This window comes from Enterococcus sp. DIV0421 (assembly GCF_051713745.1).
Classification (GTDB): Bacteria; Bacillota; Bacilli; order Lactobacillales; family Enterococcaceae; genus Enterococcus_D; species Enterococcus_D casseliflavus.
Window position 1 is genome coordinate 892,233 of the sequence record NZ_JBIOQM010000001.1, and the last position, 17,293, is coordinate 909,525.

Below are 17,293 nucleotides of genomic sequence, written 5' to 3' on the forward strand. Positions count from 1 at the left end.
CCAGCAGTTCTTATAGGTAGACTGGCTCACCGGTTTGTGATGATTTGTAGATCGCTTCTAAAATCTCCGTCACGACCATTGCTTCTTCAGGTTTGACCACTGGTTCGGTATCGTTGATGATCGCATGGATCCACGATTGTGCTTCTAAAATTTCTGGCGTCTCGCCGTTTCCTTCATAAAAATCAACGCCGCCTGTTTCAAGTTCGATATTTTTTTCATACAGCAGGCTGTGGTCTTCTCCGTTGATGGTCAAACCGTTGTTCATATCCGCACCCGCTTTGCTGCCCATCAGTGTCGTTTTGGCTTCTTTCACATCCAAGCTGTTGAGCGCCCAGCTAGCTTCTAAGAAAATCGTTGCCCCATCTTCCATGACCACAAAACCAAAGGCCGAATCTTCTACTGAGAATTTCTCTGGATCCCAAGGGCCCCAAGCATTAGCGGCATTTTTGGTTTGCGACAACTCATGATACGCTTTTCCGACAACAAATTTTGGTTTGTAATTGTTCATCATCCATAAGGTCAGATCCAATGCGTGGGTACCGATATCGATCAACGGACCGCCGCCTTGCGCTTCTTCATCAAGGAAAACACCCCAAGTTGGCACAGCCCGACGACGGATCGCATGAGCTTTCCCAAAATAAATGTTTCCTAATTGTCCTTCGGCGCACACTTCATGAAGATAACGAGAATCTTTTCTAAAACGGTTTTGGTAGCCGATCGTGAGTTTTTTCCCTGTTCGGTTAGCTGCTTCGATCATTGCTTTGGCTTCTGCCGCTGTTTTTGCCATTGGTTTTTCACACATGACATGACAATCCGCTTCTAGTGCGGCAATCGTCAACTCAGCATGTGAGGCGTTTGGTGTACACACATGGATCACATCTAGATCAGCTTGTGCCAACATTTCTTGATAATCGCTGAATACTTGGGCATCTTCGGTCCCAAATGCTGATTTCGCTTCAACTGCACGTTCAACCAGCAGATCACAAAAGGCAACCATTTCTACTTCTTCTACTTGAGACAAGGCAGGCATGTGCTTGCCGTTTGCGATCCCACCGCACCCAATGATTCCAACTTTAACTGTCATATCTTTCCTCCTGAAAACGCTTATTATTTTCTACCCCCTCATTATAGCGAAACATCGAAAGCAGTTCTTCCCAGTTTCCATTGAAAAAATTCCCGAAAATTATCTTATGAAACTTTAACAAAAAGAACCACTCCACAATTTATGCAAAGCGCTTAAAAAACACTATCGAGAAAAAAATAGTGCCAAATTGACAAAAAAACAGTCGACAAGCAAAGGCTCATCGGCTGTTTCTATCAATTTTGATTCAGTTGTTTCTGGTACTGCAACGGTGATTGACCAACGGCTTCCTTAAAGACATGGTGAAATGTTTTGACACTGGCAAAACCTGCTTTTTCAGCGACTTCTGCCATGGGGATCTTTTCATTGGCCAAGATAAATTTGGCTTGATTGATGCGGTATTCCGTCAAAAACTGCATGAAGGTCTTGCCAGTATTGGTTTTAAAGAAACGCGTGAAATAATGGGGACTAAACCCTACATGTCTTGCGGTGTCCTCCATCGTCAAGACTTCTTGGTAATGAGATTCGATGTACTCAAAGACATCATTCAGACGCTGCAAGGTTTCTTTGTATTGTGCGGCCGTTCGTTTTAGCGGATTGACGGCTTGTTTGCGCTTTGGCAAACTTTGATAGCACTCCCCAATCAACTGGTAAAGCAGCCCGAGAGTCAAATAACGCTTCCCAACAACATTTTCCTCTTCCAACTGATACAACTCGATCAAGAGACCTGTTATTTTTTCCGTAAAACTCGTTGGCCAATTTTTGCTGTGGGGCTCCCCTTCTTCAAAGAGTGTCATCAAGGATACTTCATTTTCTCGAAGCAACGGCTCTTCAAAAAGCTTCATATCAAATTGATAGACATAGCGTTCACTCTCAGGCGATGCTAGAAAATAGTGGGGTTGCCCGCTGGAAAAAAGATACAGATCCCCTTCCTCCAACTCAATGATCGTATCGTCAACACCAATATTGACCGTGCCGCGCTTAGCGTAAATGATCTCGATTTCTTTATGGACATGGGGGTAAACGATGGTCAACCCATCATTTAGAAACGTTCGAAAACGAAATTCACTTTCAAATTCAGGAATTTCAAGGTACATACTCATGGCTGACCGACTCCTTCGCTCTATTCTTATTTATTATAAGCGAAAAATTGTCCAAGAGAAAACCTTTTCTCAGCCAATCATAGTTTCTTCTGCTTTTTTGTGGTATCGTATTCAAGAAAAGGAGTCTTGTTTATGAATTATTATGATCAACATCTGCATACATTTTTGTCTTTTGATTCAGATGAACAGTTTGAGAATTATCTTGCTTACCAGCCTGCCTACTTCGTTGCGACAGATCATTTCGATTTGAAGAACCCCTATTCGGGATTCCGTGATGATATTCCTGACTATGAATTACTAGTAAATACCCACCAGAAGCTGCAAGAGACCACAGCGACGAAACTCTTAAAAGGCATTGAGATTGGTGTCGTGCCTGGTCAAGAACAAGAAATCTTGCGCTATCTTGAAAGCCATCCCTATGACTTGAAATTGATCAGTATCCATCAAAACGGTACCTTTGATTATATGGACGATGCCGTGTTGAACAAGGACAAATTTGCAGTCGCCAAACAATACTTTGACCAAATGGCCCACGTGTTGGACTCGTTTTCTGACGGGCACATCGTGACCCACTTTGATTATGGCTTGCGTCGTTTCCAATTTACAGCTGAGGAATTGGCCGCCCATTTTGAAACAGAGTTAACGACGATCTTCAAAAAAATCGTTGCCCGTGACTTAGCGATGGAAATCAACGCGAAGAGCTTTGGCCCCTATCAAAATGCCCACCTTTATCAATATGCAATCCCGCTGTATCAAAGTGTCGGTGGTAAATTGTTCACCCTCGGCTCTGATGCCCATAAAGCCAGTGACTATCGGTTAGATTTTGCAGCGATGAGCGATCTATTGCGTTCCTTTGGTGTCAATCAATTAGCGGTCTTTCAAGGTAGCGAACGGTTTATGGCGGATCTGCCGACAGAATAAGCTTATTCTTTGACTATCATGCAAAAAAATTAAAAATGACCAGCCAAGGAAAGGAGGATTCCAGCTTCATTAGCAGTTATCCTTTCCTAGGTTGGTCATTTTAGTTGTGCGTATTATTTGATGGTTTTCAATTCTTGCACATTCAGGTCACGAAAATCAATAATCGTTTGATCCGCTGGCAGACCTTGCACAGGGAATGCTGGATTCGCAAAACCAATACAGTACATACCCGCAGCTTTGGCAGCTTTACAGCCATTGATCGTATCTTCAATGACGATACATTGCTGAGGGTTCGCGCTCAACAACGACGCTGCTTTCAAGAATACGTCAGGAAAAGGCTTCGAGCGTGCTACCTCTTCACTACTGACGATCTCAGTAAAATAGTTTCGCAACTGCAATTGATCCAGGTTCTCCTCAATCTCTTTTTTAGGAGAAGAGGAAGCAACACCAAGCTGAAAGTTCGCTTCTACTAACTGCCGAATCAATGTTTGCACATGAGGAATCGCTTTGACGCCATCACGTTTGATCAACGCTTTTCTTCTGCGATTCATTTCTTCAATGTACGCTGAAACAGATTTTTGTAACTGTAATTCTTCCTTCATTTTTTCCCACATAAATTCTGCAGTGGTCCCCATGAACTGATAGTGATATGACTCATCTACAAGGTGTCCTTCACTATGAAGCATCGCTGTTTTTGATTCTAAAAACGTATACTCAGAATCTACGATAACCCCATCCATATCAAAAATTACCGTTGTCGTCATTGGCATAACCCCTGAATCGATGGCGACTTAAACGTCTCGACCCAGTCATTGTGAAAGTCCGTTACTGCTTTTTGAATGGAAGGCATGGCTAATCCTTGTCGATAGATGTCTGGATCAGCAGTGAGCGCATGTGCCCCTGCACGAATCGCGCGATTCATTTGCGTAGTGTTCTTAAAGCTTGCGGCAAGGATCTTACTTTGTGCTTGAGTGGTACGAATCGCTTGTGCCAATGATTCAATGACTGTTGGTGCATCAACATTGATATTTTCCATACGGTTATAGTATGGCGCCAAATAATCGACTCCAGCACCAATCGCTAAGAACCCCTGCAATTCGGTATAAATGGCTGTAGCTGTTAAGTTGAATTCACGCTCTTTTAAGCGTTTGATGGCTTCTAACCCATTTTCATTGACAGGGATTTTGATATAGACTTCTTTTCCCAGCTTATTGATAATCGTTTCTGCATCTAGGATCATCTCATCGACGGTTTCCCCAACCACTTGAACATGTAAGGATGCTTCTCCGATTCGTTCTTTCACTGCTTGCAAATGAGTAAAAAAGTCGATGTTCCCCGCAGCTTTCAAAATCGTGGGGTTCGAGGTTACTCCTGCCAGCGGGAGTACCTTTTGATAGTGGGTGATTTCCTCAAGATTTACTGTATCCAAAAAGAATTCCATTGCTTACACTCCTTCAATCTTACGTTTTACTAGACAGTTTCCTTACTTAATGCTGATTTTCGTTCCTTTTTCAATCACAGGGATCGTTTTTGCTTCTACATAAAGTGTGCCTGGTAATTCAGAGGTCGAACTGCCGTCAAATTTAATCGTGATGTGTCCTAATTCTTGTAAATTTCTTGATACCACATCGCCTACCGAGGTAATTTGATAGCTTTGATCATCGATCCATAATTTTTGTTCAGATGTAATCGTGCCATTCATCGGCTGTACTTCAATATTGTAACAATAGTCAGCTAACGCTGCCGGTGCATCTTTGCCAAAAAGAATGATCATATTTTCTTCGCGAAATAATTCCGCCTCCACACCGATTGAAAGAACTGTCGTAGTAAAAACTGCCATTTCTGCTTCCTCCTATACTGATTTAACTATAAAGTCCAAAACTTGCAAGCCATGCTACGAAGACCCGTGGTACACCATTTAAGAAACGAGAATAAAGAACAGAAGGTACCCCAACCTCAACCGTTTCCGCTTCTGCCTCTTCTAATCCTAACCCAACTGGAATAAAATCACAGGCATTTTGAGTATTGATCGCAAATAATGCAGGTAGAGCAAGTTGTGGTGGAATCGTTCCTTTGCCGATCTCGACCCCAATCAGTGTCCCGATCACTTGACTGATCACTGCCCCTGGTCCAAGTAACGGGGAGAGAAATGGCAAGGAACAAATAAAGCCGATGATCATCAATCCCCAAATATTGCCAGCCAATGGCGCCATCACATTCGCAAAGAAATTTCCAACGCCTGACCCTTGAATGATCCCAATCAACAGGGAAACAAATGCCATGAAGGGAATGACGGTATTGATCATCGTCTGAACCCCGTCTCGTGCAGATTGGTTAAAGGTCGCAACGACTTTCCCGGCGCCCATCCCGATCTTGGCAATAAAATTTTGCTGCTCGGCTTTTTGCTCTGTGATTTTTTTCGAAGTATCGTAGGTGAATTCCCGCTTAGGAGCTGTTGCTTCATTGGCGACGGTGGTTGCTTCTTGCTCTTCACTTAATGAAATTTGGTCGACCCCAACCGCCGAAACATAGATCTGTTCATTGATATATTGTGCTAATGGCCCACTTTTCCCCGTTGCGACGACATTGATCGTCGGAATCCCTTTTTTGGGATAAATACCGCAACGTAGTGTACCACCACAGTCAATGATCGCCAATGCAATTTCATCATCGGGAATCGATGTTTTAAAGCCATTGACTGCTTCCATTCCCGTTAATTCAACAATTTTATCAACGATTGCAGGTCGCTCACCACCACCAGTAATGTAAATAAATTTATGTCTTTCTTCTGTCGGCGTGATCACTAAGGGACCGCCATAACCGCCGCTGCCTTTGACTACTCGTATACTTTTGTACGTCATCTTGATTCCTCCTTATTCTGCCGCTAGTTTGACTGTTTTACTCAAAGTGATGCCTTGCTGCTTACACACGTAAGCAGTCGTAAAGTCGGTGACCCAACCGCCAATAAAGTTCATGATCATACCGACCAATAGGTAACGAATCGCCAGCTCCATCGAGTTTAAGCCTAATGTTGTGATTCCTTGGGCAATACCCAACCATACAAAGAGTTCTCCCGGATTGATATGAGGAAATACCCCATTACTGGTGTGACAAAATTGCGCTTGTGAAGCATAATAGCTAGGCTTATAATATTCAGGTAAAAAGCGAGCCATAGTAAACGACATTGGGTTTCCTAACATAAAGGCAGATAGGAAAGGTAAAAGCAAATAGCGAGTGAAAGGATTTTTTGAAGATAAACGTGCCACTTTGGTCACGCGTTCTTCTCCTAAGAAAGCAATCAACGTATTCATGGCGACCATCAGCATTAGCACCACTGGAACGATACCTGTCATCCATGAGATAAAGGTCTCTGCTCCGGTTTGAAAAAGGCTCATAAAACCTTCAGCAAATTTTGTAATATACTCCATTATTTTGCACTCCTTTTTTCTTTCATATATATTTTTTCTTTCCATGTTTGTATTTGTATTTTCATCAGTGTTACAGGCGACACTCCCTGACTTTCGGTATAGTTCCCGGCTTCTGTGCGCAAATAGATTTCTCTGGCATTTTCCATCGCTTGAATCGTCAACTTGTTTTCTTTCTGCACTTTGGGATGGTACTTATCGATATAATGAATATCTTCTCCTAGATAGACCGGCAGCTCTTTAAACTTCGCCAACACGGTTACCCCTTGCATCTTTCTGGCATCAAGAATGATTCCTGCTGGATCGACCGCAAGTAAAACGATCGTTCCTGCTTTTATTTTTCCAGCTCTGCGTCCAATCGCTACCTTGCCTTTTTTGCGCAGTTGCTGATAGTTTTGATTAAAGTGTTTGATCTGTTTCAACCCAAAAAGAATTTGTAACAAATAGGCGCCTAAGGCAAAAATACCAAATAGATAAACAAAACTCATATAATCAACTCCTTCTGATAAAGCCATTCTTTCAATGCCAATAGATTTTCTTGGGCACTGATTTCTTCTCTGAAATCCGCATTGCCAGCAATCGCAAATAATTCATCATAAATGCGCAACAAGTCTTGTTCGTTTTTCCCTGTCAATTCACTTGGAATACCTAACAAAAAAATCAGTTTGATATTACCCTCAGGAGTAACCAATTTCCTTTTGAACACACCTATCGACAGAACGATTTTATCTGTTTGATCATTGATCGCATGGGGAAAGCCAATCTCAGAATCAAAAATCGTGGCATGTTTTTCCTCTCTTTGTCTGATTCGTTCCAAAAAGCACTCATCTACTATATGCTCCTTTGTTAATTCGGCGATCATTGACTCGACATTCTTTTGATAGGTCAAGTCAGGATCTAAGTGGTTAAAGTGTAAGAGGATCGACTGCTTCCCTACTGACTGCAAGCGTTCGGCTTTTTCCCACTCATTGCGCAACCAATGATCGTCAAATAAGTTGGTCAATTTAATGATTGGACTTTTCACTTGCTCTAAATGTTTTAATGGGATCGTCGTAAAAATGGCGAAGTAATCGGTCAGATTTTCCTGATGATAGGCTTCCTCTGATAAATGGGTGATGCGAATATCATTGCCTAAGACTCGTTCCAATTGACGACGTATGATCATCGCCGTACCTCTGCCACTGTGACAAACTACAGCAATTTGCTTTTTGGCTGGTTCGTTTTGTTGGCTTTTCAAAGCAAGTTCAAAATAAAGTGCTAGATAACTGATTTCGACTGTGGGTATGGTTCGACCAACCATTTCTTCAATCTCTTGTAGACCGACTTTGGCTAATTCATAGGCAAAGGGATATTGTCGCTCGATTTCGCCGTAAAACAAATCGCTTAATTTTGCTTGGACCACGATTCGGTTGATCATATACTTTAAGTGTTCTTTCATTTCTAAAAACAAAACTTTCTCATTGATATCCAAAACGAGCGTGCGATGGATTCGCTTTAGCATCGCTTTAAAGTACTGTTCGACTGCTGTCGGGACAACCGTACGCTCAATTAAGGAATTTGCAGATAAATTTAACGGGAACCAGAGAAAGTCCTGTTCTGTTTGACTTAAAGTCACTCGGTATTTGGTCTCTAGATGATAGATCAACTGCTCGATTTGTTCTTCTTCTTTGATGAAATTTGTATAACAATTCGGTATCGTCTCTAAATAATTCCCTTCAATGATCCTTTTCATGGAAATAGAAATCACTTTATACAGTAAACGACCATAATACTGCGGAATCCCTGAGAGAGAAATGATTTTTTGGATCATTGCTCGTGTATCGTTTTCTAAATAATTTTCATAAAAATAATCTTGTACATAATAGATGTAAAGCAAACGCAGATTAAATTCACTTCCTTTAATCTGAATCCCTCTATTTGGCGTTCCAACTACTTCTGTATCAAAAGGCTTGAGTAGCTTTTTTAGCATCCGAAAATCATTATAGACAGTACTCCTACTGATCCCTAGCGCTTCAGACAGATCGTCAATTAAAATAAATGACTTTTCCTCGATCAATTGTTTTAGGATAAATGCTACCCGCTTACTTGCTGAGTTAAAATCGGTTTCTTTTTTCAACTTTCCAGCCAAAATGAGTTCAAATTCTTCAGCATCTTCTACCTCAATCGAATAGCTCTTTTTCCTTTGCACGATTTTCGCAATACCAATTAGTTCTTCATTAAGCAGATCAATACTACTCTTTACTGTTTTTGAACTACTGCTCAACTTTTTCTGTAAATCAATGATTGAAATATCCTTATGGGTTATTAACAAGTCTAAGATTTGATACCATCGATTTACGAATGCCATTTTATCCCCCTATTTCTATCCCCTAGTTTTTCCTCCCGCTACATTTGTTGTCACTCCTGTAATATAACTGGATCGGTCAGACAGGTAATAGCAGACCAAGTCAGCTACTTCTGTCAATTTGCCACTCCGACCTAGAGGAATTGTACTCGTTTTTGTGTATCCTTCTCGCAGTTTTTCAACTGTCGTCCCTCTTGTGTAAGCCAGTGCCTCCTCATAGGCAGACGTTCTCAAGCCCGTTTCTTCCATGATGCCCGGTGCAATACCCACCACTCGAACATTTGATTTTCCTAATTCTTTTGCCCAGGATCTTGTATAGCTATTGAGTGCCGCTTTGGTAGCAGCATATGCACTTTGCCCTTCAGATCCTTCAAGCCCTGATTCTGATGACATATTGATGATGACTCCAGATTTTTTATTGACCAATTCTCGGGCTACTGTTTGCGTCATTAGGAAAACGCCCTTTTGATTGATTGCACTCATCTTGTCAAAAATAGGATCTGATAATTCATATTTCCCATGAGGGTCTTTCTTATCTACTAAAAGACGTGGAATATTGATCCCTGCATTGTTCACTAAACCATCGACAGTTCCAAACCGCTCAATGACTTTTTCTACACCTGACTCCACCTCTTCCCTTACTGAAATATCCGTTTCAACAAACAACAAATTGTCATGTTGTTGCGTAGCTTCTGTAAGGTCAAAATTTGCCACATTCACCCCTTGCTCTAATAAACTTTCAACGATCCTCTTTCCGATTCCTGAAGAACCCCCTGTTACGATCACGGTTTTTCCAGCTATATTTAACCAGTCTTTCATACGTTCCCTCCTACAATTTGATTACGCTTTCAGTATAAGCGTTGACCAATAATAATTAAGACAGGATTTTTTCAAAGATCTGGAAAAAAAGTGTACGAATTTCACTGAATAATCTTCAGATCGTTTGCCTTAAAAAACAATGCAATTTTATTTTGCAACCGAAAGAATCATGTTGAAGCGACTTCTATTCTATCCTATCTTCTCCTTAGATGGAGTCATCCGCTCTTTTTTTAAAGGACGGTTTGTGAATGCGACTTAATTAATTGCTCTCGATGTTTCCACAACAAAGCCACTCCAATAACATGCAGTCAAAGAAAGAAAAACTCCCACCTTTTTCTTCCACAAAAAAAGCTTAGGAAAGATTCCCTAAGCTTTTTGAAACGATTAAATTAGAGTGTATTAAAAAGGCGGCGATTGGTTGGTACGCTCCTTAAGAATGACCCAACTCGTTGACTTTTCCAAATAAAGACTTCGGCGAAAGTCAATCTCAGATATCCGTTTAACCGTCTGGAAGCCAGCACATGTTGACACCTTATTTCCCTAAGTTCAGATATTCCCATTGAAAGAAATCATTCAGTTGTTGCCTGACAAGAAGAAGCTGTTTCCATTAGCACCTCATTCAATGTTTCGATGTTTTTTCTACCGTCTGTTTGCATCCATTGTCTTGCAGCAGCTTCTCCTTTAGTGGCAAATACCTTAACACCATCTGCCCAAGTTGCTCGCCCGCATAATACACCATTGAAGGTTGAACCAGCTGCTTTGGCAAAGCAGAGGGTTTCTTGAAAAAGCTCCGCACTGACGCCCCCGCTAAGAAAAATAAATGGACAAGTAGCCATCTGGCTTTGTTCTTTAAAGAATGCTGCAGCCTCTTTTTGTGTATAGACAACCTCATTCCCGAACCCTTCAACAAACTTCATATTGACAGGAACTTCTACTTTCAAAACAGCTACGTTATAGCGCGACTCTGCAAAAATCTTAATCATTTGATTGACTTTATGTGGTTTGACCGTTGCGTATTCTTTCGATGTGTTATCCGGAATGGTCGCATCATAGGAGACTAGCTCTAAGAAAAAGGGCAGCCCTTCCGCCAGACATTCAGAACCGATTCTTTCTATATAAGCTTTCTTTTGATCGTTGATCGCATCGCTTTCGTCTACATCATAGTAGAGTAAAAACTTACAGGCATCTGCTCCTGCCTCTTTGAGCTTCTTGACTGACCAATAATTTAAGGAGTCTGGGAGTCTCCCTGGCGTCGTTGCGTCATACCCCGTTTTTTCATAAGCCATCAATAGACCGGTTTGCTGAGCACGTTGTTTTGCTGCCGGAAGGCCGTATTCTGGATCCAATAAAATAGCCGATGCATATGGTGTTAGTTCTTCAGAGACGATGGTTTTAAATTGCTCGATCGCTGCGTCCGACACTTCTTTTTTATATTGACTTAGCATTCGCTTTAATGCGCCTCTTTGATCGATCGCCAATGCACTGATGATTCCTTTTGAATTACAAAGTTTTGTTACTGTTATCGGTTGCTTCATTGTCGTAGTCATTTTTTCAATTCCCTTCTAGATACTGATTCATTGCTTGTAGTACAGCTGTTTTAGAAGTAGCTGCTTGGATCGCTTTTTTAAACTCTTCTTTCATCAGCATCCTTGCCACTTGAGACAAAATCGTAAGGTGGGTGGTCCCAGCTTCGTTCTCTGGTATAAACATAGCGATGATCGTATGGATTTTTTGTCCGTCTAAACTGTCCCAATCGATTGCTTCTCTAAGTTTGATTACACTAATAAATGGTCGTCTAATAACACTGCTCTTCGCATGAGGAATGGCAAAGCCATCCATCATGCCTGTAGAGCCTTGTTCTTCTCGAAGGATAAATGCTGCTTCCACTTCTGAAACATTCGTAGCATCGCCTTGCCTCTTACTTTCTTTTGCTAGAAAAGATAGCGCTTCCGCTTTATTCTTTAGGAGGGAATCGACAAAAATATATTCTTCCGTAATCATGCTTTCACGTCCATTCTCTGTTTGGCAACTTTTCTTTTTTGAACCAATCCTAGCAACAACCCACCTGCGATCGATCCTGCCAAAATCGCACTTACCCATAAAAGACCATGAGTAACAACGGGTAATACCAGAAAGCCACCATGGGGTGCAGGCACTTGCACTTTGAAGAGATAGGTCAGTACAGCAGCAATCGAAGAACCAAACATCATGATCGGTAACACTCTCAGCGGGTCTTTTGCCGCAAAAGGTATCGCGCCTTCTGTAATATGTGTTGAGCCTAAGATAAAGTTGACTAATCCAGCATTTTTTTCATTTGCATCAAAATACTTCCCAAAGAATAAAACGGCAAAACCTGTGATCAACGGTGGCGCAATGCACGCTGCGGATACTCCTGCCATGAAACTAGTATTTCCTTGTGCCAATAAAGCAGTACCTGTTACATAAGCTGCTTTATTGATTGGTCCTCCCATATCGAATGCACACATACAGCCAACAATAATGCCTAATACAAAAGGACTAGAGTTTTCGAAACCAGCTAAGAAGGACATCATTGCTTCGTTGATCGTTGCCATCGGTCCTGACACAAAGTCCATAATCAGTCCTGTAATCAAGACTCCTAAAACAGGATAAAGAAAAATTGCTTTCAAACCATCTAATGATTTAGGTAAAAGAACCAATGCCTTCATCAGCCCTAGCACAACATAACCGGCTAAGAAACCTGAAACGATCCCACCTAAGAAGCCAGTTCCGCCATCTGCCGCGATCAAGCCCCCAACAAACCCAACCACTAGTCCTGGTCGTTTCGCGATACTCTCAGCAATAAATGCTGATAGGATCGGGACCATCATACTCATAGCAAAACCACCGATTCCATTGAGTCGTGCAGCAAATTCGTTGTACTGAGCGTTAGTTGGATCCGCCGAATAAATCCCCCAAAGAAATGAAATAGCAATCAAGACTCCCCCACTGACCACAAACGGTAACATATGAGAGACACCATTCATTAAGTTTTTGTAAATCGTATGTCCAATCCCACTGACGGCTACTTCTTCTTTATCAGTCGGAACAGATTGCTTCGACTGTTTGATTTTCCCTGCACCATCTAAGGCATCAGCGATCAATTGATCCGCATTTCGAATTCCTGAGGCTACTGGAACATCAATGATTTTTTTGCCTACAAAACGTTCGGCTTGAACATCTTTATCAGCCGCGATAATGACTGCGTCGGCAGCTTCGATCTCTTCAGCAGTCAACGCATTTTCGATCCCAATCTGTCCATGAGTTTCTACTTTGATCGTAATGCCTCGCTTCTTAGCGGCTTGCTCTAATGCTTCTTGTGCCATATACGTATGCGCGATCCCCGTCGGACATCCCGTCGCAGCTACTATCTGAAATTTTGTCATTTATGGACTTCCTTTCTATGAACATGTATTTGCGCTTCCAATTCAAGGATATCTAAAAAGTCAGTCAATCCCTTTTTAAAAGCAGTTGAACTTCCCGCAGCAATACTTCTTTTCAATGTATGAGAAACCTCCTCCTCGCGAACCATCCCGGCAATAAAGGTCCCTAATAAGCTATCTCCCGCACAGGCTGTATTAACCACTTTGCCTTTTGGGGCATTAGCGATCAGACAAGTTGCTTCATTAAAAAAAATCCCCCCCTCACTTCCTAAAGACAGCAACACATTTTGCGCTCCTTCTGCAATTAACATTTGACCGTATTTCTGATAATCTTCGGGTGCGATCGTGGCGACATCAAACAGTGTCGCTAACTCATCTTCATTTGGTTTGATCAAGTAAGGACGATACTGCAAACACTCCCGAACTTCCTTATAACTACTATCAATAATCAGCTTGACTTCTCGTTCCTGACAGATTTTACTGATCTCAATCAAAACCGTCGGCTGAACACCTTTTGGTAAACTCCCAGAAACACAAAGAAAATCACCTGGAACAAGAGTCTTGATTTTTGCTAACAATCGCTCCACATTTTCTGGACTGATCGCTGGCCCTTGATTGACCAATTTATATTCTTTGTTTTCTTCGTTGACTTGTGTAAAGACATTTATTCTGGTCATTCCATTAACCGCTACAAAATCGGTCTTGATGTGCTTTTCGCTTAAAAAATCTTCAATATATTTTCCTGTAAAGCCACCGCTAAATCCTAAAGCAGTGCTGGGAATGCCTAGCATCTTCAAAATAAGAGAAACGTTCACCCCTTTGCCATTGGCTTGGATCTCATCATCTAGTGTACGATTGACAACTTGAGGCAAAAGCTGTTCTGTTTCGATAAATAAGTCAATCGCTAAATTCATCGTGCATGTGTAAATCGTTCCCATAATTGTTCCTCCTTGCTGTACCTTAAGTATGCACTGTTTCTGAATGTACATGTTTTCTAAAACGATCCATTCTGTTGAAAACATTTTCAATCTTGTTTGATTCCATTTGATTTTCAGATACAATCACACTAAAATAGCGATAAGAGGTGGCAAGATGGACAACAAATTAAGTGAAGCAGAACTATTTTTATGGAATTACATTACGCAAAACCTTTCAGAAATTCCGAGCCTTTCGATTATCAAACTAAGTGAACTGGCAAATGTTTCAACGACAACGATCGTCCGAACCATGAAGAAAAAGGGCTATGAGGGCTACACCTCTTTTAAACATCATTTAAAAGAGCAATCGAATATGACCTTGAATTTTTCAAACGTGGAAATGGTGGATGAAGAGATCCGTCGCTCCATTATTAAAAATGAACAAGAAGTCATTCGTACCTTAAATATGCTGGATACGGGCACTATTGAAGATGCGATCCAAAAAATATACAACGCGAAACGAATCGTTATTTTTGCACGGGGCTTTTCAGAATTGATTGGGGAAGAAATGAAAACAAAATTTCAGCTGGTGGATAAATATTGTGAGTTGTACACTGATCCCAATATTATCACTACGATCAGTAAGCGTTTACGCAAAGAAGATACCGTGATTTTTGTTTCGTTAAATGGGGAGACCGAAGAATTAGTCATTGCGGCTCAAAATTGTTACGATAAAGAAATCGGATCGCTTTTGATCACCGCCTCAAAAGAAAGCCGCTTGCTGGAATTAGTCGAGCTTTCTTTGATTGGCTTCAAATCAGAAATTTCCTTTTTCCCTGATTATGAAGTCCGCTCACGACTGCCCTTATCGGTCATTGCTCGAATCTTGCTGGATTCTTATGCGATACGCATCAAGAAAAAATAAGCAGACTCACTCGAAATCAATAAAAAAAGTCTTTTCGCCCTCATAGTGTTTCTTCTATGAGTGAGCGAAAAGACTTTTTTGCTGAATGATTTGGATGCAGTCTCTTGATATCGCTACTGACTGCTAGCGATTTTACGAGTTATTACCTTCGCAGAAGTGTTATTCTGCTGCTAAAATATCTTCCTTAGCATGGATCATTTGAGTCAAAAAGTCGCAATAAGGCGTTGGCACTTGGTACTTGCGGCCTTTTCGCGAGATTGCGCCATTGATATAATCGATCTCGGTTTTGCGATGATTATTGATCAAATCTTGATACATGGATGGATAGTGCATTCCGATGCCTTCTGGATCATAGGTTTCTTCAATATGGTGGACTACTTCGGATACATCCAGTTCAACAGATTCACGGGCAGCAACTGCCGCAAATTCTTCCACGATCGTTTGGACCATCGCACGCGCCGTTGAGGTTTGTCCGAATTGGGCAATATTCACATTTAAAATCGAACACAAGCCATTTAGGGTGCCGTTGACACAGGCTTTGCGATAGATGGAGTAACGGATGTTCTCAGAATAAGACGCATTCAACCCAGCATCAGCCAAGACTGCCGCCAATTGACGGGCATCTTCTTCTTTCCCCGGTTCGATGTTTTGCAGTTCTACAGAACCAGCCCCAAACAAGCGAACATTACCAGGACCAATCAAGTCCGCCGTCCAAATGGTATTTCCTAAAAAGATTTTATCCGTGCTGACATATTTTTCAATCGTGTCCTCATGACCGATCCCGTTTAATAAGCATAAGACTTTCGTTTGCTCTCCGATCATCGGTTTGATCGTTTGCATCATTTGATCCAGTTGCATCGCTTTAGTAAAGACCAGGATCAAGTCTGCTTGTACAGTCGTTGGGATCTCATTTTGCGAATAGATCGAAAAAGGGACTGCGATCTCTTCACCGTTTAAGTTCGCTCGTAATCCGTGTTCACGGATCGCTTCGATATGCGCAGGCCAGCCGTCGATTAACGTGACGTCATTTCCGCCTCTTTTTAGCATAATAGCAAAACGGCTGCCCATAGCACCTGCACCAGCAATAACAATTTTCATCTGAATTCCTCTTTCCTCTTCCACAATTAGGTATAGTTTACTCTAAAATCGTGAAATATGCGAGAGCCTTGCGTTTTTTCTCGATAGGAAAGAAAAAAGAACAATTGGAATAGTTAGATTTTTCAGATAATTAAAAAACAATCGTTTCCAATTCTGTCCATTCAAAAAAGCCGCACGGAAGGTGGAAAAACTGACCAAGCTAAGCCAGTTTTCGGACTCACGTGCGACTCTTTTAATCCTTCATTTCCTGTGAAACAGTTGTCAGTCTAGGCAGTGACTGTTTCATTTTTTGTTGCAAAGTTTTTTAACCGTTCAGCTTTTTCTGTTTCTGTGATCCCATGTTGCTCCACGTAACGGTTGTGTTCGTGGATGGCACAATCATAGCTGCAGGCACCTAAATGGGCAGCCTGATTTTCCTCAGAAGTTAAGAATTGGCGATTGCATTCTGGGTTGGCACAGTTTACATAGCGCTCGCAAGGTGTCCCATCAAACCAGTCGCGGCCGATGACTTTTTTATCTACATGATTGATTTCCACACTGATGCGTTCATCAAAGACGTACATTTTCCCATCCCAAAGCTCGCCTTGAACTTCTGGGTCATTCCCATAAGCAAAGATACCGCCATGGAGTTGGGCCACATCATCAAAGCCTTCGCGCAGCAACCAGCCTGAGAATTTTTCACAACGGATACCACCAGTACAATAAGTAACGACTTTTTTATCCATAAATTTTTCTTTATTATCGATGATCCATTGCGGCAACTCACGGAAGCTGCGGATATCGGGACGAACGGCTCCCCGGAAATGGCCTAAGTCATATTCATAATCGTTACGGGCATCGATCACCACGGTATCTTCATCTAACAACGCTTCTTTGAACGCTTTAGGATCTAAATATTTTCCAGTCATTTCTAATGGATCGATGTCGTCTTCAAGGTTCAATGAAACCAATTCTTTGCGCGGACGAACGAATAGCTTTTTAAACGCATGTTCTTCTACTTCGTCAATCTTATAAAAAATCCCTTTAAAACGGGGATCAGCTTCCATTTTTTCCATATAGCGATCCGTTGCTTCAACCGTTCCAGAAAGTGTGCCATTGATCCCTTCGTTGGCTACTAAAATACGGCCCTTGATGCCAATTTCTTTTCCAAATGCTAAATGCTCCTTGGCGAAGCTTTCCGGATCTTCAATTGTTGTGTATTTATAAAATAATAAAACGCGGTATGTCAAACCAATTCCTCCTTTTTTTGCACCCTACAG

18 protein-coding genes are annotated in these 17,293 nt (G+C 41.6%); 2 read left to right on the forward strand and 16 right to left on the reverse strand.

Annotated features, from left to right (window positions below):
* Positions 1-10: 10 nt before the first annotated feature.
* Both IGI96_RS04210 and IGI96_RS04215 read right to left on the reverse strand, forming a co-directional pair.
* A complete protein-coding gene (locus IGI96_RS04210; RefSeq protein WP_005228203.1) occupies positions 11-1,084 on the reverse strand; it encodes a Gfo/Idh/MocA family protein in 1,074 nt (357 codons plus the stop codon).
* Between the two features lie 233 nt (positions 1,085-1,317).
* The gene (locus IGI96_RS04215) at positions 1,318-2,184 is read right to left on the reverse strand and encodes an AraC family transcriptional regulator (protein WP_060791484.1); all 867 of its coding nucleotides are present in this window, start codon (positions 2,182-2,184) and stop codon (positions 1,318-1,320) included.
* A gap of 132 nt (positions 2,185-2,316) precedes the next feature.
* Between IGI96_RS04215 and IGI96_RS04220 the strand changes: the two genes are divergently transcribed.
* A complete protein-coding gene (locus IGI96_RS04220) occupies positions 2,317-3,105 on the forward strand; it encodes a PHP domain-containing protein (RefSeq protein ID WP_015510339.1) in 789 nt (262 codons plus the stop codon).
* 113 nt (positions 3,106-3,218) lie between these two features.
* Here IGI96_RS04220 and IGI96_RS04225 read toward each other — a convergent pair whose 3' ends face one another.
* From IGI96_RS04225 to pfkB, 12 genes are all read right to left on the reverse strand, one after another.
* Positions 3,219-3,869, reverse strand: a complete 651-nt coding sequence (locus IGI96_RS04225; RefSeq protein WP_086337878.1) for an HAD family hydrolase — start codon at positions 3,867-3,869, stop codon at positions 3,219-3,221.
* Positions 3,866-4,546, reverse strand: coding sequence for a fructose-6-phosphate aldolase (locus IGI96_RS04230; protein WP_086337877.1), 681 nt, complete (start codon positions 4,544-4,546; stop codon positions 3,866-3,868). Before IGI96_RS04230 ends, IGI96_RS04225 begins: the two co-directional genes overlap by 4 nt.
* A gap of 42 nt (positions 4,547-4,588) precedes the next feature.
* Entirely contained in the window at positions 4,589-4,945 is a 357-nt protein-coding gene (locus tag IGI96_RS04235; RefSeq protein ID WP_015510342.1) for a PTS glucitol/sorbitol transporter subunit IIA, read from the reverse strand.
* A gap of 22 nt (positions 4,946-4,967) precedes the next feature.
* Complete coding sequence (srlE, locus tag IGI96_RS04240; protein WP_074934133.1) at positions 4,968-5,966, reverse strand: PTS glucitol/sorbitol transporter subunit IIB; 999 nt, start codon at positions 5,964-5,966, stop codon at positions 4,968-4,970.
* 12 nt (positions 5,967-5,978) lie between these two features.
* The gene (gene srlA / locus IGI96_RS04245) at positions 5,979-6,533 is read right to left on the reverse strand and encodes a PTS glucitol/sorbitol transporter subunit IIC (RefSeq protein ID WP_074934132.1); all 555 of its coding nucleotides are present in this window, start codon (positions 6,531-6,533) and stop codon (positions 5,979-5,981) included.
* Positions 6,533-7,018, reverse strand: a complete 486-nt coding sequence (locus IGI96_RS04250; protein WP_015510345.1) for a transcriptional regulator GutM — start codon at positions 7,016-7,018, stop codon at positions 6,533-6,535. The genes srlA and IGI96_RS04250 overlap by 1 nt, the downstream gene beginning before the upstream one ends.
* Complete coding sequence (locus IGI96_RS04255; RefSeq protein WP_208769653.1) at positions 7,015-8,877, reverse strand: BglG family transcription antiterminator; 1,863 nt, start codon at positions 8,875-8,877, stop codon at positions 7,015-7,017. The genes IGI96_RS04250 and IGI96_RS04255 overlap by 4 nt, the downstream gene beginning before the upstream one ends.
* 15 nt (positions 8,878-8,892) lie before the next feature.
* Positions 8,893-9,693 (reverse strand): SDR family oxidoreductase, encoded by an 801-nt coding sequence (locus IGI96_RS04260; protein ID WP_086337875.1) that lies wholly within the window; start codon positions 9,691-9,693, stop codon positions 8,893-8,895.
* A 569-nt stretch (positions 9,694-10,262) separates the two neighbouring features.
* Positions 10,263-11,240, reverse strand: a complete 978-nt coding sequence (lacD, locus tag IGI96_RS04265; protein ID WP_086337874.1) for a tagatose-bisphosphate aldolase — start codon at positions 11,238-11,240, stop codon at positions 10,263-10,265.
* Positions 11,241-11,244: 4 nt separating this feature from the next.
* Entirely contained in the window at positions 11,245-11,694 is a 450-nt protein-coding gene (locus IGI96_RS04270) for a PTS sugar transporter subunit IIA (RefSeq protein ID WP_015510356.1), read from the reverse strand.
* Positions 11,691-13,097: a PTS fructose transporter subunit IIC gene (locus IGI96_RS04275; RefSeq protein ID WP_086337873.1), complete on the reverse strand. Its 1,407-nt coding sequence runs from the start codon at positions 13,095-13,097 to the stop codon at positions 11,691-11,693. The genes IGI96_RS04270 and IGI96_RS04275 overlap by 4 nt, the downstream gene beginning before the upstream one ends.
* A complete protein-coding gene (gene pfkB / locus IGI96_RS04280) occupies positions 13,094-14,032 on the reverse strand; it encodes a 1-phosphofructokinase (protein ID WP_086337872.1) in 939 nt (312 codons plus the stop codon). Before pfkB ends, IGI96_RS04275 begins: the two co-directional genes overlap by 4 nt.
* 154 nt (positions 14,033-14,186) lie before the next feature.
* Between pfkB and IGI96_RS04285 the strand changes: the two genes are divergently transcribed.
* Positions 14,187-14,936: a MurR/RpiR family transcriptional regulator gene (locus tag IGI96_RS04285; protein WP_008380325.1), complete on the forward strand. Its 750-nt coding sequence runs from the start codon at positions 14,187-14,189 to the stop codon at positions 14,934-14,936.
* Between the two features lie 159 nt (positions 14,937-15,095).
* Here IGI96_RS04285 and IGI96_RS04290 read toward each other — a convergent pair whose 3' ends face one another.
* Both IGI96_RS04290 and trhO read right to left on the reverse strand, forming a co-directional pair.
* Positions 15,096-16,034 (reverse strand): 2-dehydropantoate 2-reductase, encoded by a 939-nt coding sequence (locus IGI96_RS04290; RefSeq protein WP_086337871.1) that lies wholly within the window; start codon positions 16,032-16,034, stop codon positions 15,096-15,098.
* Between the two features lie 266 nt (positions 16,035-16,300).
* Positions 16,301-17,263 carry an oxygen-dependent tRNA uridine(34) hydroxylase TrhO gene (gene trhO / locus IGI96_RS04295; RefSeq protein WP_016621858.1) on the reverse strand — a complete coding sequence of 321 codons (963 nt, stop codon included), beginning with the start codon at positions 17,261-17,263 and terminating at the stop codon, positions 16,301-16,303.
* Positions 17,264-17,293 lie beyond the last annotated feature (30 nt).

Bases quoted from the DNA above. Each gene is read 5' to 3' on its own strand.
- IGI96_RS04235 (WP_015510342.1), bottom strand. From the start codon at position 4,945: ATGGCAGTTTTTACTACGACAGTTCTTTCAATCGGTGTGGAGGCGGAA.
- lacD (WP_086337874.1), bottom strand. From the start codon at position 11,240: ATGACTACGACAATGAAGCAACCGATAACAGTAACAAAACTTTGTAAT.
- IGI96_RS04230 (WP_086337877.1), bottom strand. From the start codon at position 4,546: ATGGAATTCTTTTTGGATACAGTAAATCTTGAGGAAATCACCCACTAT.
- IGI96_RS04215 (WP_060791484.1), bottom strand. From the start codon at position 2,184: ATGAGTATGTACCTTGAAATTCCTGAATTTGAAAGTGAATTTCGTTTT.
- IGI96_RS04260 (WP_086337875.1), bottom strand. From the start codon at position 9,693: ATGAAAGACTGGTTAAATATAGCTGGAAAAACCGTGATCGTAACAGGG.
- srlE (WP_074934133.1), bottom strand. From the start codon at position 5,966: ATGACGTACAAAAGTATACGAGTAGTCAAAGGCAGCGGCGGTTATGGC.
- pfkB (WP_086337872.1), bottom strand. From the start codon at position 14,032: ATGGGAACGATTTACACATGCACGATGAATTTAGCGATTGACTTATTT.
- IGI96_RS04290 (WP_086337871.1), bottom strand. From the start codon at position 16,034: ATGAAAATTGTTATTGCTGGTGCAGGTGCTATGGGCAGCCGTTTTGCT.
- IGI96_RS04285 (WP_008380325.1), top strand. From the start codon at position 14,187: ATGGACAACAAATTAAGTGAAGCAGAACTATTTTTATGGAATTACATT.
- IGI96_RS04210 (WP_005228203.1), bottom strand. From the start codon at position 1,084: ATGACAGTTAAAGTTGGAATCATTGGGTGCGGTGGGATCGCAAACGGC.
- IGI96_RS04255 (WP_208769653.1), bottom strand. From the start codon at position 8,877: ATGGCATTCGTAAATCGATGGTATCAAATCTTAGACTTGTTAATAACC.
- IGI96_RS04250 (WP_015510345.1), bottom strand. From the start codon at position 7,018: ATGAGTTTTGTTTATCTATTTGGTATTTTTGCCTTAGGCGCCTATTTG.
- IGI96_RS04225 (WP_086337878.1), bottom strand. From the start codon at position 3,869: ATGACGACAACGGTAATTTTTGATATGGATGGGGTTATCGTAGATTCT.
- IGI96_RS04270 (WP_015510356.1), bottom strand. From the start codon at position 11,694: ATGATTACGGAAGAATATATTTTTGTCGATTCCCTCCTAAAGAATAAA.
- IGI96_RS04220 (WP_015510339.1), top strand. From the start codon at position 2,317: ATGAATTATTATGATCAACATCTGCATACATTTTTGTCTTTTGATTCA.
- srlA (WP_074934132.1), bottom strand. From the start codon at position 6,533: ATGGAGTATATTACAAAATTTGCTGAAGGTTTTATGAGCCTTTTTCAA.
- IGI96_RS04275 (WP_086337873.1), bottom strand. From the start codon at position 13,097: ATGACAAAATTTCAGATAGTAGCTGCGACGGGATGTCCGACGGGGATC.